The following is a 13,604-nucleotide window of genomic DNA, read 5'->3' on the forward strand; positions in this document are numbered from 1 at the left end:
TCACAGTTCCTTGGTCATACGGTGGATGAAGTCCCGTGATGCCACGGGCTGCAGTGCTGACTTCCCCACCTTATTGAGCAGGGCCCGGAAGCGCGCCAGCTGGGATTCGGCATCGATGAAGGCGGTGCCGTGAGGTGCGTCGCGGAGCACCGTATCCAGCTGGGGTAGCGGACCGCCCACGTACATCATCTCGATGCCGGCTCCGGCGAACCCCTGGCTCGTGAACGGGATGACGCGCACTGTTGCCTGCCCGCGCTCGATCACCCGTAGAACCTCCAGGAGTTGAGCTTGAGTCGTGTGGCGATCGGACACCATGATGCGCAGTGCGGCCTCGTGGATGATCGTCTCGTAAGGGATCGGGACGGTGCGATCCAGTACGCACCTGCGCTGCATCCGGTGCTCGACCCGGGGCTTCAGTTCGCTCTCCGGTAGCTCCGGGACCATGTAGCCGAAGACCGCGCGGGCATAGTCCGGAGTCTGGAGCATGCCCGGGATGTGGCTTGTGACGACCTCGCGCAGAAACGTGCCATGGTGCTCGGTCTCGGCGACGTCCAGGAAAACCGGCGGGAGCACTCCCCGGTATTCCTCCCACCAGCCCTGGGCGCGTTCGGTGGCCATCGCGATCAGGGCTTCGATCAACGCCTCGTCGGCGCAGGCGTAGTGGGTGGCCAGACGCCGAACGCGCCGATCACTGACGCCCGCCAGACCTGCTTCCATCTGGCTCATCTGGGCGGAGGTTGAACTGAGCAGCGCCGCCACCTCTCGGGCCTTCAACCCGGCTGATTCTCGTAGCCTGCGCAGCTCCGTACCTAGGCGCACTTGTCGTGCCGTGGGTTGGCTTCTTGGCGCCATCTGCCCTCCAAACCCCCATCAACCGACTTGGGCTTGTGCCTCGTTCGGGCGTCAGATTACGCGACCGGCTTGCGTGAGGAAAAATTTTTGCCCTACCGTCGGTGGCGTAGCGCACACGCAGCGGAAGCGCACCGCTTCGCCGTGCCATGACGGCTGCGGCAATGCCACCGCGTGCGAAATCCCCGCCCTCTGAACGGAGTTGACGCATGCCTGAAACCTGGGACTACACGCTCTACGTTCCCAACGATCTGAGAGCGGTGACGATCTGTCGTCGGACGCTGCGTCTGATCCTGACGATGCACGGGTTGATCGGTCTGGCGGACACTGCGGAGCTGCTGGCGGCGGAGTTGGTGTCGAACGCGGTGCGACACACGAAGGGGCCGGCGGCGCTCAGGGTCAGGCGTAATACGGAGGGGGTGGTGTGGATCGGGGCGTGGGACACGGATCCGGAGCCGCCTGGGCCGCCGGGGCCGTTGGAGCAGGTCGGTGAGGTGGAGGAGGGGCGGGGTCTGGGGCTGGTGGCGGCTTGTGCGGAGTACTGGGGGTGGCAGCCGTCGGCGCGGTTCGGGGACCGGGGCAAGTTCGTGTGGTGCGAACTTCTTGCGGCGTAGCTCGTTGATCACGTCGTACGGAAAGGAGAGCTGATGGTCGGCTCGTCGCATGAGGCGTTGCACCGGATCTTCCAGAAGGACCCTGCGCTGCTGACCCGTGCCTTACAGCGGGTACTGGTCGTCCCGTTTCCCGAGCCTCGGGAGATCGCCGCGCTGAACGTGGACCTCACCGAGATCGAACCGATCGAGCGGCGTGTGGACACGTTGTTGCGGGTGGAGACGGATGAGGGGACGTATCTTCTCGTCGTCGAGTCGCAGGGGAAGGCGGACGAACGCAAGCGGGGCAGCTGGCCGTACTACCTCAGCTACCTGTACGAGAAGTACCGGTGCGAGCCGGTGCTCATCGTGATCACGCAGAGCAGCGCGACCGCGCGGTGGGCGGCACGGCCGATCCGGTTCGGCTTCCCGGGCTGGGAGTCGTTGACGGTACGGCCGCTGGTGCTCGGGCCGGACAACGTACCCGTGATCGTAGACGAGCGGGAGGCCGAGCGGGACGTACCTCTTGCGGTGCTCTCGGCGATGACACACGGCCGGGGGCCGCGGGCGGCGGCCATACTGGAATCCGTGGCTTCCGCCCTGCGGACCATCGACCCCGACAGTGCCGCGGTCTTCGTGCAGTTCATCGACTCGTGCCTGGCTGACCCCCAGGCGAAGCAGATGTGGAGGGACCTGATGACGGCGATGCAGTACTTCTGGCGACACCCGCTGGCCGAACAGGTACGCGAGGAAGGCCGGGAACAGGGCCTCGAACAGGGCCTGGAGCAGGGTCTGGAACTGGGCCGGGCCGAGGCGAAGGCCGAGATGACCCTCCGCATCCTGGAATGGCGCGGCATCAAGGTGCCCGGAGAAGTCCGCCAGCGGGTGATGGCCTGCACGGACCTCGACCAGCTGGAGATCTGGGCCCAGCGCGCGGTGCATGCCACGGACACGGCGGAGCTGTTCGCCGAGGCGTGAGTGAGTGAGCGGGGTCGGGGCGTGGCCGTGGGGGCCGCCCGCTTCTCGGCAGTGTCGTGCTTCCGCGAGGCGAGTCAAGGGCGCTCCCGTTCCGCTGCGCTCCACTCCCGCGTCGCCTACGGCGATGGCCCTGCGGGCCACCCTTGACACGCCTCGCTCCAGCACGGGGAAGAAGCGAGCGGGCGGCCCGGGGGAGCGGTGGGCGGCTGAGGCTTGTTGGGCCCTTGGGCCGGCTGCGTTCGTGCCGTTGGCTGAGGGGGTGCGGTCGCGCCTCGGATGCACGCCGGGTGGGTTTGGCGTCTTGGGGCCGGTGGATTGGGGCGATGGGCGGCAGAGGCGCGATGAGTGGTGGATCTGGGCCACTCGGGCCCGGTAAACCCGCAGGTCGGGGGAGTGGGCGTGGGTTGCGGGTGGGACAGATCTACCAGTCACGCCTTCGGTGGGTGGTCGGACATGGGCCGGGCACCCTCGTTGGAGGTGAAGGGATCTGATGATGGCGGTCCAGTACTTCTGGCGACACCCGCTGGCCGAACAGGTACGCGAAGAAGGCCGAGCACAGGGCCGTGTCGCGGCGCGCGCCGAGATGGTCCTCCGCATCCTGGGATGGCGTGACGTCCCGGTTCCCGACGAAGTCCGCGAGCGGGTCGAGGCCTGCACCGACCTCGACCAGCTGGAGACCTGGGCCCGGCGCGCAGTACACGCCATCGACGCGGCAGAGCTGTTCTCCGAGGAGTGACCGGCACGGGAACGTGGCGAAGGCCCGCACCTGGGGAGGTGCGGGCCTTCTTCCCCTGGATCGGACGTTCATGGGCTCGGGTCAATGGGCCGGTGAAAGTCCGTTCCGCAGGCGGCGGCTGACGGAAAAGGGGTGTGTCAGGCGGCCGTCTCGGGGTCCTTGGAGAGACGGGGGGCCGGAACGGTGTCCGCCGTCTCCGGGTAGTGGCAGGCGGTCAGGTGGCCGGGCTTGTTGCCCTCCGCCTGGACGAGCGGCGGGGCCTCCGTCGCGCACTTCTCCGTCGCCTTCCAGCAGCGGGTGCGGAAGCGGCAGCCGGAGGGCGGGTTGATCGGGGACGGCACGTCGCCGACCAGGCGGATGCGCTCACGCTGCTCCCCGTCCACCGTGGCCTCGGGCACGGCGGAGAGCAGGGCCCGGGTGTACGGGTGGCGCGGGTTGCCGTAGAGGTCCTCGCGGTCCGCGATCTCCACGATCTTGCCCAGGTACATCACCGCGACGCGCTGCGAGAAGTGCCGCACGATCGCGAGGTCGTGGGCGATGAACACGAACGCGATGCCGAGTTCCCGCTGGACCTCCTGGAGGAGGTTGACGACCTGCGCCTGGATCGAGACGTCCAGGGCCGAGACCGGCTCGTCCGCCACGATCAGCTTCGGGTTCAGGGCGAGCGCGCGGGCCACACCGATGCGCTGGCGCTGACCGCCGGAGAACTCGTGCGGGAAGCGGTTGAAGTGCTCGGGGTTCAGGCCGACGATCTCCAGGAGTTCGCGGACGCGCTTCTCGCGGCCACCCTCCGGGTTGATGTCGTTGATCTCCATCGGGCCCGAGATGATCTTGCCGACCGTGTGCCGCGGGTTCAGCGAGGCGTAGGGGTCCTGGAAGATCATCTGGATCTCGGACCGGATCGGCGCCAGCTGCTTGCGGTTGGCGTGCGTGATGTCCTGGCCGCGGTACTTGACCGAACCGGCCGTGGGCTCCAGCAGGCGGGTGATCAGCCGGCCCGTGGTCGACTTGCCACAGCCGGACTCGCCGACCAGGCCGAGGCTCTCGCCCTCGGAGACCTGGAAGTCGAGACCGTCGACGGCCTGGACGGCACCGACCGTACGGCGGATCGGGAACCCGCCCTTGATCGGGAAGTGCTTGGTCAGCCCGGAGACGTCCAGGAGGGGAGTGGTGCTGCTCATGGTGGTGAAATCCCGTCTCTTGTACGTCAGTGCTTGCCGGCGACCGCGTCGGCGAGGAACTCGGCGCGCTGCTCGTCGGTCAGGTGGCAGGCGTTGCCGCGGCCGTCCACGATCTCCAGCAGCGGGCGCTCCTTGGAGCACTTGCCGTCCTCGACCTTGTCGGCGAAGGCGCAGCGCGGGTGGAAACGGCAGCCGGACGGCGGGTTCAGCAGCGAGGGCGGCGAGCCCGGGATCGGGTTCAGCGGCACGTCGACAGAGCCCTCGAGGCTCGGCATGGAGCCCAGCAGACCGTAGGTGTACGGGTGCTGCGGGGTGCGCAGCACCTCCTCCTTCGTGCCGCGCTCCACGCACCGGCCGCCGTACATCACCAGCACCTCGTCGGCGATGTCCGCGATCACACCCAGGTCGTGGGTGATGAAGATGATCGAGGTGCCGAACTCCTGCTGGAGGTCCTTGAGCAGGTCCATGATCTGGGCCTGGACGGTCACGTCGAGCGCCGTGGTGGGCTCGTCCGCGATCAGCAGCTTCGGGTCGCAGACCAGGGCCATGGCGATCATCGCGCGCTGGCGCATACCGCCGGAGAACTCGTGCGGGTAGTTGTCGACCCGGCTGTCCGGCTGCGGGATGCCCACCCGGCGCAGCATCTCGATCGCCCGCTCCCGGGCCTCCTTCTTGGAGGCGCCGGTGTGCTTGCGGTACACCTCGCCGATCTGCGCGCCGATGGTGTGGTAGGGCGACAGCGAGGCCAGGGCGTCCTGGAAGATCATCGCCATCTTGTTGCCGCGCAGCTTCTCGAGCGTCCGCTCCGAGGCGCCGTTCAGCTCTTCGCCGTCCAGCTCGATGGAGCCCTCGACCTTGGTGCTGTCGGGGTTGTGCAGGCCCAGGATGGTCAGGTTGGTGACCGACTTTCCGGACCCCGACTCACCCACGATGCCGAGCGTCTTGCCGCGTGCGAGGTCGAAGGACAGACCGTCGACGGCCTTGACGACGCCGTCCTCGGTCGAGAAGTGCACCTTCAGGTCCTTGATGGACAGGAAGGGCTGCGAATCGGTGCTCGTCACGGGGACGCTCCAGAGGGGGGTGATGCGGGGTAGCTGGTGGGGGCAGGCGGGGTCAGGCGAGCCGGATCCGCGGGTCGATCAGGGCGTAGACGGCGTCGACGATGATGTTGGCGATCACCACGAAGGCTGCGGTGATGATCATGACGCCGAGAAGCATCGGAAGGTCGTTGTCGTTTACTGCATGCACCGCGAGCATGCCGAGACCCTGGAGGCTGAAGGTCTTCTCGGTGATCATCGCGCCACCGAGCAGGACGCCCAAGTCGATACCGAAGATCGTGACGATCGGTCCCATCGCGCCGCGCCAGGCGAAGCGGAAGAAGACGTTGCGCCGGCTCATGCCCTTGGCGCGGGCCGTGCGGACGTAGTCCTCGCTCAGCGTCTCGACCAGCTGGGAGCGGGTCATACGGGTGTAGTTGGCGGTCCAGATCAGTGCCAGGACCAGCCAGGGCACGAGCAGACCGTTGAACCAGGCAGCCGGGTCGTCGGCGAAAGGCGTGTACGAGGGCTGGTCGAGCAGCTGCCACTGGTACACGAGGAAGTACAGGGCGACCGGGCCGACGAAGTAGATCTGCATCGACGAGGCGATCAGAGAGGAGGAGCTGGCGATCTTGTCGACGGCCTTGCCCTGCTTCACCGCGGCGAGCATGCCGGTGCCGATGCCGAAGATGAGGAAGACGACCGCGGAGCCGATGGCCAGGGAGAACGTCGTCGGGAAGCGGTCCCAGACCGTGCCGAGGACAGGCTGGCGCTTGATGAACGAGTAGCCCAGGCAAGGCGCGTTGCAGTGCCCGAAGCCGGCGAAGTCACGTCCCACGAAGATGCCCGACAGCCAGTGCCAGTACTGGACCGGCAGCGGGTCCGAGATTCCCATGTTGTGCCGGATCACGTCGAGCGTCTCCGGCGTGCAGACCTTGCCGCAGGCAATCCGGGCTGGGTCGCGCGGCACCGCGTAGAAGAGCATGAACGTGACCGCGCTGATGATCAGCAGCGTGATCGCGGCGCCGAGGAATCGGCGGACGAGGAAGCGAAGCATGGGGGTTGGCTTTCCTGGGAGGGCCGTCGTGCGGAACGGGCCGGGCCGGGGTGACCGGAGGCCCGGTGGACGAGCCGAGGGTGGGGCGGCAGGCCGCCGCCCCACCTCTCAGGGTTGGATCAGGCCTTGACGTACATCTTGTAGAGCATGCAACCGTCGAAGTTCGGGTCCATCTTCACGTTGCCGAGCTTCGAGCCGTGGATGTACAGGCGCTTCATGTACACGTCCGGGATGAAGGCGCCCAGCTCGGTGACCTGCTTGTCCAGAGCGGCCCACATCTCGTTGGCCTTGTTCTGGTCCGTCTCCGCCGTGGCGGCCTTGATGGCGGCGTCGACGTCGGCGTTCTTCAGGTGGCAGTAGTTGGTGCCCTCGTCGCGGATCTGGTCGGCCTGGAACAGCGGCTGGAAGACCGAGAAACCGGTCGGCCAGTCGGCGGACCAGCCACCCCAGTAGACGTCGTACTGGTTGTCGATCTTGCCGACCTGGTCGTACCAGGTGGTGGAGTCGATGCCCTTGGTGACGACCTCGAAGCCCGCCGCCTTCAGGGCGTTCTCGACGATGACCTTGATCTTGGCCTGGGTCGGGTCGTTCTGGTACGCGTAGACGATCTTGGTGCCGAGCTTGCCGGCCTTCTTCAGGATCGCCTTCGCCGCCGCCGGGTCACCGGCGGGCTTCGCCAGCTTGCCCCAGACGTCCTGCGCCTTGTAGCCGGCGACCAGCGGGCTCATGATGCCGGTCGCGTAGTCACCGCGGTGCGAGCCACCCTGCAGCTGGCGGATGCCGGCGGTCGGCCAGGCACGGATGATGGCCTCGCGGACCTTCATGTCCGTGATGCGGGTCTGGTTGATCCAGTAGACGCTGGTGCCGCTGCTCAGGTCCTCGAAGAGGCGGTCCTTGGCCTTGGCGGTGGCCTGCATGACCTTCTCCTGCGGAACCGTGCGCCAGGAGACGGCGTACTGGTCCGGGCCGACGTCGGCGATCAGGCGGTCGGCCGCGGTGGCCTGCTCGATGCCGAAGGTGAAGTCGAACTCGTCCGGGTAGGCGTTGCGGATCGGGTCCGTGTTCGGGTCCCAGTGCTCGTTGCGGACCAGGACCATCGACTTGTCGGTGGTGTGCGACTTGACCTTGTAAGGACCGTTGGAGAACGGCTTCTTGTCGTAGTCCTGCTTGGTGTCGTGCTTCACCGGGGTCGGCGCGTAGGAGTGCATCGCGAGGACGTAGTTGAAGTCCGGACGCGCCTCGGAGAGGTGGAAGGTGATGGTCTTCCCGCTCGTCACGATCGACTTCAGGTGCTTGCCCTTGAAGGGACCGGGGTACGACTTGCGGTAGTCCTGCGAGCCCACAAGCCAGTTCTGGACGTACGAGGCGCCCTCGGTGATGAAGTTGGCGAAGGCGCGCTCGAAGCCGTGGCGGACGTCGTCGACGGTGACGTCGGAGCCGTCCTCCCACTTGACGCCGTCCTTCAGGGTGAAGGACCAGGTCTTGCCAGCGTCCTTCATGGTGCCCGTGTCGGTGGCGAGGTCGCCGACCAGGGTCATGGAGCCGTCGTCGGCGACCTTGTAGCCGGTCAGGGTGCGGGAGAGGACGATCGCGGCCAGCGAGTTCCAGGCGTAGTAGACGCGCTGCGGGTCGAGGTGCGAGAAGTCGTCGTCGTTCAGCAGGGAGACCTTGCCGCCCTTCTTGGCGCCGGTGACCTCCGGAGCCGGGCCCTTGGAGTCCTCCGCCGTGCCGATCTTGACGGAGGTCGTGTGGGCCTTGGCCGCTTCCTGCTTGCCGGTGTTGTTCTTGCTGGAGCTGCCGCTGCTGCACGCGGTCAGCACGGAGCTGGAGGCGGCGGCAACACCGGTGGCTATCAGGAAGTTTCTGCGCGAGAAGGACATCGCATCCTGCCTTGAAGTGAGTTGATGAGAGAGATCCGGCACCCCGGCGTGTTTGCCGTGGTCCTGAAGAGGGCCGGGATCAGCGCTTGGTCTTCGGGTCGAGCGCGTCGCGCACCGAGTCACCGAGGAGGTTGAACGCCAGTACGAAGGCCACCATCGCGATGCCGGGGAAGCACAGGAAGGTGATGTCGTTCTGGTAGAACTGGGCGGCGTACCCGATCATGACGCCCCAGTCGGGGGTCGGGTCCTGAATACCGACGCCCAGGAAGGCGAGACCCGCTTCCGTGGTGACCATCAGCGGCAGCAGGAGCGTGCCCTGGATGAGGATCGGTGTCCACAGGTTGGGCAGCAGCTCCTTGAAGATGATGCGTGCCGGAGACGCACCCGTGACCTTGGCGGCCTCGACGAACTCCCGCTCGCGCAGGGCCAGTACCTGGCCGCGCAGCAGTCGGGCGATGGAGGCCCAGCCGAAGACGGTCAGCAGCGTGATCAGGGAGGTCACGGTGAGCCACGTGGGCGTGTTCTCGGTGGGGGACACGAAGATCGCCAGGACCACCGGAGTGAAGGCCACGAAGAACAGCTGCTGCGGGAAGGCGAGCAGGATGTCGATGACCCGGCCGAGGAGCCAGTCGGTCTTGCCACCGATGTAGCCGGCCGTGACGCCGACCACCACGCCGATGATCATGACGAGGACCGTGATCGCGGTGGAGATCAGCAGCGAGTTGCGGATCGAGTACAGCAGGAAGGTGAAGACGTCGCGGCCGAGCTGCGGGTCGAGGCCGAACCAGTAGTCGCCGGAGATACCGCCGTTGGCACCGATCGGGAGGCCGTCGTCGCCCATCAGGCCGTTGTTCATGCCGTAGGTGGTGTACGGGTCCTTGCCGTACAGCTTCGCGATGAGCGGCGCTGCCAGCGCGATCACGAAGAACGCGATCACGATGATGGCCGAGATCACGCCCGTGCGGTCCCGCTTGAAGCGGCGCCAAGCCAGCTGTCCCGGGGACCTGCTCTCGTTGCCCTTCGAGTCGGGAGAAGAGGTCTTCTTCTCGGCGGTCTCGTCGGTCACCTCAAGCGGGGCAGCCGCGGATGGAGTAGGGGGGGTCATGGTGCTCCTGGCCCAAGGGAGGGTCTGATGACTCCGCAGGGCGCTCCCCTACGGGCTACGCCGGACTTTTTCAACGCAATTCATTCAAGGTCAATAAATTCTCGGTCGCCTTGGTCTCCTCTTTGCTTTCTTTGCCTGCGCATGACCATATCGTGTCTACGCAGGTAGCGCTCTGTAATAAATCCGTGCTTCACATCGGACTAACTGGGCGAATCGGTCAAGGAGTTCGATATGCGGACGCTGGTGTGTCGAAATGCGTACATCGACACGACCGAATCCAACGTTTCGGCATCGTTACGCGGAGATCCATTGCGCATCAGGCGCAAGATCACCAAGGTGCGCCCGGACGGCTGCCCGCATTCGGATGACGTGTCCCTCTAAAGGCCCTCCAATCGGGCTGCGGGCATGCGTGATGTCTTCTGTGCCCGGATATTGACCGGTAACGGATCAATAATCACGAGGAGGCACGCCATGCGGGGAATGACGCACGCCCGATGGGCCGCCGGCGCGGTGGCGGTGGCGCTCGCCGCCACGGGCTGCGGCGGCGGGGGCGGGGGTGGCGGCGGGGGGAAAGGCGGCGCTGTGCTCAGTTCCTCCTGGGGTGACCCGCAGAACCCGCTGGAGCCGTCCAACACCAACGAGGTGCAGGGCGGCAAGGTCCTCGACATGATCTTCCGGGGGCTGAAGAAGTACGACCCGAAGACCGGCAAGGCCGAGGACATGCTCGCCGAGTCCATCGGCACCCGGGACTCCCAGAACTTCACCGTCAAGCTCAAGGCCGGCTGGACCTTCTCCAACGGCGAGAAGGTCACCGCCAAGTCCTTCGTGGACGCCTGGAACTACGGGGCGAGCCTGAAGAACAACCAGAAGAACGCCTACTTCTTCGGTTACATCGAGGGTTACGACAAGGTCCACCCCGACAGCGGCGCGCAGAGCGCCGACACCCTGTCCGGTCTGAAGGTCGTGGACGACCGCACCTTCACCGTCAAGCTCAACCAGAAGTTCTCCAGCTTCCCGGACACCCTCGGGTACGCCGCCTTCGCCCCGCTGCCCCGCGCCTTCTTCACCGACCACGCCGGCTGGCTGAAGAAGCCGGTGGGCGACGGGCCGTACACCATCGAGTCCTATGCGAAGGGCTCGCAGATGTCCTTGAAGAAGTGGGCCGGCTACCCCGGTGACGACAAGGCCCGCAACGGCGGAGTGACCCTGAAGGTCTACACCGACAACAACACCGCCTACACGGACCTGCTGGCGGGCAACCTCGACCTCGTCGACGACGTGCCCGCGGCCCAGCTGAAGAACGTCAAGAACGACCTCGGCGACCGCTACATCAACACCCCGGCCGGCATCATCCAGACCCTCGCCTTCCCCTTCTACGACAACGCCTGGAACAAACCGGGCTCGGGGAAGGTCCGCACCGGTCTGTCCATGGCCATCAACCGGGACCAGATCACCGACACGATCTTCAACAAGACCCGCACTCCCGCCACCGACTGGACCTCCCCGGTGCTCGGCGCGGCGGGCGGCTTCAAGGACGGCCTGTGCGGCAAGGCCTGTGAGTACGACCCGGTCCAGGCCAAGAAGCTGATCCAGGAGGGCGGCGGCATCCCCGGCGGCCAGGTCAAGATCACGTACAACGCGGACACGGGCTCGCACAAGGAGTGGGTGGACGCCGTGTGCAACTCCATCAACAACGCGCTCGGCAACACCAAGGCCTGCGTCGGCAACCCTGTGGGCACCTTCGCCGACTTCCGCAACCAGATCGGGCAGCACAAGATGACGGGGCCGTTCCGGGCGGGCTGGCAGATGGACTACCCGCTCATCCAGAACTTCCTTCAGCCGCTCTACTACACCAACGCCTCCTCCAACGACGGCAAGTGGTCCAACAAGGACTTCGACAAGCTCGTCGACCAGGCCAACGCCGAGACCGACCCGACCAAGGCCGTCGCCACCTTCCAGAAGGCCGAGGAGGTCCTCCGGGACAACATGGCGTCCATCCCGCTCTGGTACCAGAACGGCAGCGCGGGCTACTCCCAGCGCCTGTCCGACGTGGCGCTCAACCCGTTCAGCGTCCCCGTCTACAACGAGATCAAGGTCAGCTGAGCCGCCATGGGGCGCTATGTCGTCCGGCGACTGCTCCAGATGATCCCGGTGTTCATCGGGTCCACCCTGCTGATCTTCCTCATGGTGAACGTGATGGGCGACCCCATCGCGGGCCTGTGCGGGGAGCGGGCGTGCGACCCGGCGACCGCCGCCCAGCTGAAGCGGGAGTTCGGCTTGGACAAGCCGGTCTGGCAGCAGTACCTCACCTACATGGGGAACGTCTTCACCGGGGACTTCGGTACGGCGTTCAACGGCCAGAAGGTCACCGAGCTGATGTCCACGGCGTTCCCCGTCACCATCCGGCTGACCATCGTGGCGATCCTCTTCGAGATCGTCATCGGCATCACGCTCGGCGTCCTGACCGGGCTCAGGCGCGGGCGGCCCGTGGACTCCGGGGTGCTGCTCGCCACCCTGGTCGTGATCTCCGTACCCACCTTCGTCACCGGTCTGCTGCTCCAGCTGCTGCTCGGCGTCCAGTGGGCCTGGATCAAACCGTCCGTCTCCCCGGACGCCACCTTCGACGAGCTGATCGTCCCCGGCCTGGTGCTGGCCTCCGTCTCGCTCGCCTACGTCACCCGCCTGTCCCGCACCTCCATCGCGGAGAACAAGCGCTCCGACTACGTCCGTACGGCCATCGCCAAGGGCCTGCCCCGGCACCGGGTCATCACCCGGCACCTGCTGCGCAACTCGCTGATCCCCGTGGTCACCTTCATCGGCGCCGACATCGGGGCGCTGATGGGCGGCGCGATCGTCACCGAGCGGATCTTCAACATCCACGGCGTCGGTTTCCAGCTGTACCAGGGCATCCTGCGGCAGAACACCCAGACCGTCGTCGGCTTCGTGACGGTCCTCGTCCTGGTCTTCCTGGTCGCGAACCTCCTCGTCGACCTCCTGTACGCCGTACTCGACCCGAGGATCCGCTATGCCTGAACAGCAGCCGCACGAGCACGACGGTGCGATCGCCGGCACCGGCATGGGCGGCACGATGGACCTGGCGGCGAGCGAGGCGACGACGCTGGAGAAGACCCCCGGAGGCCCCGAAGGCACCGGCCCGGAGGGCAAGCCCCGCAGCCTCTGGTCCGACGCCTGGCGGGACCTGCGCCGCAACCCGGTCTTCCTGATCTCCGCCCTCGTCATCCTCTTCCTGGTCTTCATCTCCCTGTGGCCCTCGGCGATCGCCTCCGAAAGCCCCCTCAAGTGCGACCTCGCCAAGGCCCAGCAGGGCTCCCAGCCGGGCCACCCCTTCGGCTACGACGGCCAGGGCTGCGACGTGTACACGCGGACCGTGTACGGCGCCCGTACGTCCGTCACGGTGGGCGTGTGCGCCACGCTCGGCGTCTCCCTCTTCGGGTCCGCGCTGGGCGGCCTCGCGGGCTACTTCGGCGGCATCTGGGACTCGGTCCTGTCCCGGATCACCGACATCTTCTTCGCCATCCCGGTCGTCCTCGGCGGTCTCGTCCTCCTCTCCGTGGTGACCAGCAATACGGTCTGGCCGGTCATCGGGTTCATGGTGCTGCTCGGCTGGCCGCAGATCGCCCGTATCGCGCGCGGCTCTGTCATCACGGTCAAGCAGAACGACTACGTCCAGGCCGCCCGCGCCCTGGGTGCCCCCGACTCCCGCATCCTGCTGCGCCACATCGCCCCGAACGCCGTGGCCCCGGTGATCGTCGTGTCGACCATCGCGCTCGGCACCTACATCGCCCTGGAGGCGACCCTGTCCTACCTGGGCGTCGGCCTGAAGCCGCCCAGCGTCTCCTGGGGCATCGACATCTCCGCGGCCTCCCCCTACATCCGCAACGCCCCGCACGCCCTGCTGTGGCCCTCAGGAGCCCTGGGCATCACGGTCCTGGCCTTCATCATGCTGGGCGACGCGGTCCGCGACGCCCTCGACCCGAAGCTGAGGTGAGGGGTCGTGCTGTGTGAAGTGTGGTGTGGGAGGTGGGGGCCGGGCTGGGTGCTGCCGGGGTCCTCGGGCAGGTCGGTGGTTGCGGTGCCGTCCTTCGTCATTCGCGGCGGCGTGGTCCGCGATGCCCTTGACCCGAGGGTGAGGTGATGCGGTCGTGCTGTGTGAAGTGTGGTGTGGGAGGT

General features: G+C 66.7%; 12 protein-coding genes. 6 read left to right on the forward strand and 6 right to left on the reverse strand.

What is annotated here, in order from left to right:
* Positions 1-852, reverse strand: coding sequence for a helix-turn-helix domain-containing protein (locus tag ACWD3E_RS24700; RefSeq protein WP_451389737.1), 852 nt, complete (start codon positions 850-852; stop codon positions 1-3).
* Positions 853-1,058: 206 nt separating this feature from the next.
* Here ACWD3E_RS24700 and ACWD3E_RS24705 point away from each other — a divergent pair, with 206 nt between their 5' ends.
* The 3 genes from ACWD3E_RS24705 to ACWD3E_RS24715 all read left to right on the forward strand — a co-directional run bounded on the left by ACWD3E_RS24705 (position 1,059) and on the right by ACWD3E_RS24715 (position 3,153).
* Complete coding sequence (locus ACWD3E_RS24705) at positions 1,059-1,463, forward strand: ATP-binding protein (protein ID WP_451389738.1); 405 nt, start codon at positions 1,059-1,061, stop codon at positions 1,461-1,463.
* Positions 1,464-1,496: 33 nt separating this feature from the next.
* A complete protein-coding gene (locus ACWD3E_RS24710; protein WP_451389739.1) occupies positions 1,497-2,417 on the forward strand; it encodes a hypothetical protein in 921 nt (306 codons plus the stop codon).
* A gap of 490 nt (positions 2,418-2,907) precedes the next feature.
* Positions 2,908-3,153, forward strand: a complete 246-nt coding sequence (locus ACWD3E_RS24715; protein ID WP_451389740.1) for a hypothetical protein — start codon at positions 2,908-2,910, stop codon at positions 3,151-3,153.
* 137 nt (positions 3,154-3,290) lie between these two features.
* Here ACWD3E_RS24715 and ACWD3E_RS24720 read toward each other — a convergent pair whose 3' ends face one another.
* The 5 genes from ACWD3E_RS24720 to ACWD3E_RS24740 all read right to left on the reverse strand — a co-directional run bounded on the left by ACWD3E_RS24720 (position 3,291) and on the right by ACWD3E_RS24740 (position 9,413).
* Positions 3,291-4,334, reverse strand: a complete 1,044-nt coding sequence (locus tag ACWD3E_RS24720; protein WP_451389741.1) for an ABC transporter ATP-binding protein — start codon at positions 4,332-4,334, stop codon at positions 3,291-3,293.
* Positions 4,335-4,360: 26 nt separating this feature from the next.
* On the reverse strand, positions 4,361-5,395 hold the full coding sequence (locus ACWD3E_RS24725) for an ABC transporter ATP-binding protein (RefSeq protein WP_451389742.1): 1,035 nt from the start codon (positions 5,393-5,395) through the stop codon (positions 4,361-4,363).
* A 52-nt stretch (positions 5,396-5,447) separates the two neighbouring features.
* Positions 5,448-6,428 (reverse strand): ABC transporter permease, encoded by a 981-nt coding sequence (locus ACWD3E_RS24730; RefSeq protein ID WP_451389743.1) that lies wholly within the window; start codon positions 6,426-6,428, stop codon positions 5,448-5,450.
* A gap of 119 nt (positions 6,429-6,547) precedes the next feature.
* The gene (locus tag ACWD3E_RS24735; protein ID WP_451389744.1) at positions 6,548-8,308 is read right to left on the reverse strand and encodes an ABC transporter substrate-binding protein; all 1,761 of its coding nucleotides are present in this window, start codon (positions 8,306-8,308) and stop codon (positions 6,548-6,550) included.
* Between the two features lie 79 nt (positions 8,309-8,387).
* A complete protein-coding gene (locus tag ACWD3E_RS24740) occupies positions 8,388-9,413 on the reverse strand; it encodes an ABC transporter permease (RefSeq protein ID WP_451389745.1) in 1,026 nt (341 codons plus the stop codon).
* Between the two features lie 471 nt (positions 9,414-9,884).
* On the opposite strand from ACWD3E_RS24740, the gene ACWD3E_RS24745 reads away from it, so the two are divergent.
* From ACWD3E_RS24745 to ACWD3E_RS24755, 3 genes are read left to right on the forward strand one after another with little or no spacing between them, the layout of a single operon-like run.
* Entirely contained in the window at positions 9,885-11,516 is a 1,632-nt protein-coding gene (locus ACWD3E_RS24745; protein ID WP_451389746.1) for a peptide ABC transporter substrate-binding protein, read from the forward strand.
* Between the two features lie 6 nt (positions 11,517-11,522).
* Positions 11,523-12,446, forward strand: a complete 924-nt coding sequence (locus ACWD3E_RS24750; RefSeq protein WP_451389747.1) for an ABC transporter permease — start codon at positions 11,523-11,525, stop codon at positions 12,444-12,446.
* Positions 12,439-13,422, forward strand: a complete 984-nt coding sequence (locus tag ACWD3E_RS24755; protein ID WP_451389748.1) for an ABC transporter permease — start codon at positions 12,439-12,441, stop codon at positions 13,420-13,422. Before ACWD3E_RS24750 ends, ACWD3E_RS24755 begins: the two co-directional genes overlap by 8 nt.
* Positions 13,423-13,604 lie beyond the last annotated feature (182 nt).

The organism is Streptomyces sp. NPDC002676 (assembly GCF_053592455.1).

Coding starts and splice junctions, on each gene's coding strand:
- ACWD3E_RS24715 (WP_451389740.1), top strand. CDS start 2,908: ATGATGGCGGTCCAGTACTTCTGGCGACACCCGCTGGCCGAACAGGTA.
- ACWD3E_RS24740 (WP_451389745.1), bottom strand. CDS start 9,413: ATGACCCCCCCTACTCCATCCGCGGCTGCCCCGCTTGAGGTGACCGAC.
- ACWD3E_RS24720 (WP_451389741.1), bottom strand. CDS start 4,334: ATGAGCAGCACCACTCCCCTCCTGGACGTCTCCGGGCTGACCAAGCAC.
- ACWD3E_RS24730 (WP_451389743.1), bottom strand. CDS start 6,428: ATGCTTCGCTTCCTCGTCCGCCGATTCCTCGGCGCCGCGATCACGCTG.
- ACWD3E_RS24750 (WP_451389747.1), top strand. CDS start 11,523: ATGGGGCGCTATGTCGTCCGGCGACTGCTCCAGATGATCCCGGTGTTC.
- ACWD3E_RS24755 (WP_451389748.1), top strand. CDS start 12,439: ATGCCTGAACAGCAGCCGCACGAGCACGACGGTGCGATCGCCGGCACC.
- ACWD3E_RS24735 (WP_451389744.1), bottom strand. CDS start 8,308: ATGTCCTTCTCGCGCAGAAACTTCCTGATAGCCACCGGTGTTGCCGCC.
- ACWD3E_RS24710 (WP_451389739.1), top strand. CDS start 1,497: ATGGTCGGCTCGTCGCATGAGGCGTTGCACCGGATCTTCCAGAAGGAC.
- ACWD3E_RS24745 (WP_451389746.1), top strand. CDS start 9,885: ATGCGGGGAATGACGCACGCCCGATGGGCCGCCGGCGCGGTGGCGGTG.
- ACWD3E_RS24705 (WP_451389738.1), top strand. CDS start 1,059: ATGCCTGAAACCTGGGACTACACGCTCTACGTTCCCAACGATCTGAGA.
- ACWD3E_RS24700 (WP_451389737.1), bottom strand. CDS start 852: ATGGCGCCAAGAAGCCAACCCACGGCACGACAAGTGCGCCTAGGTACG.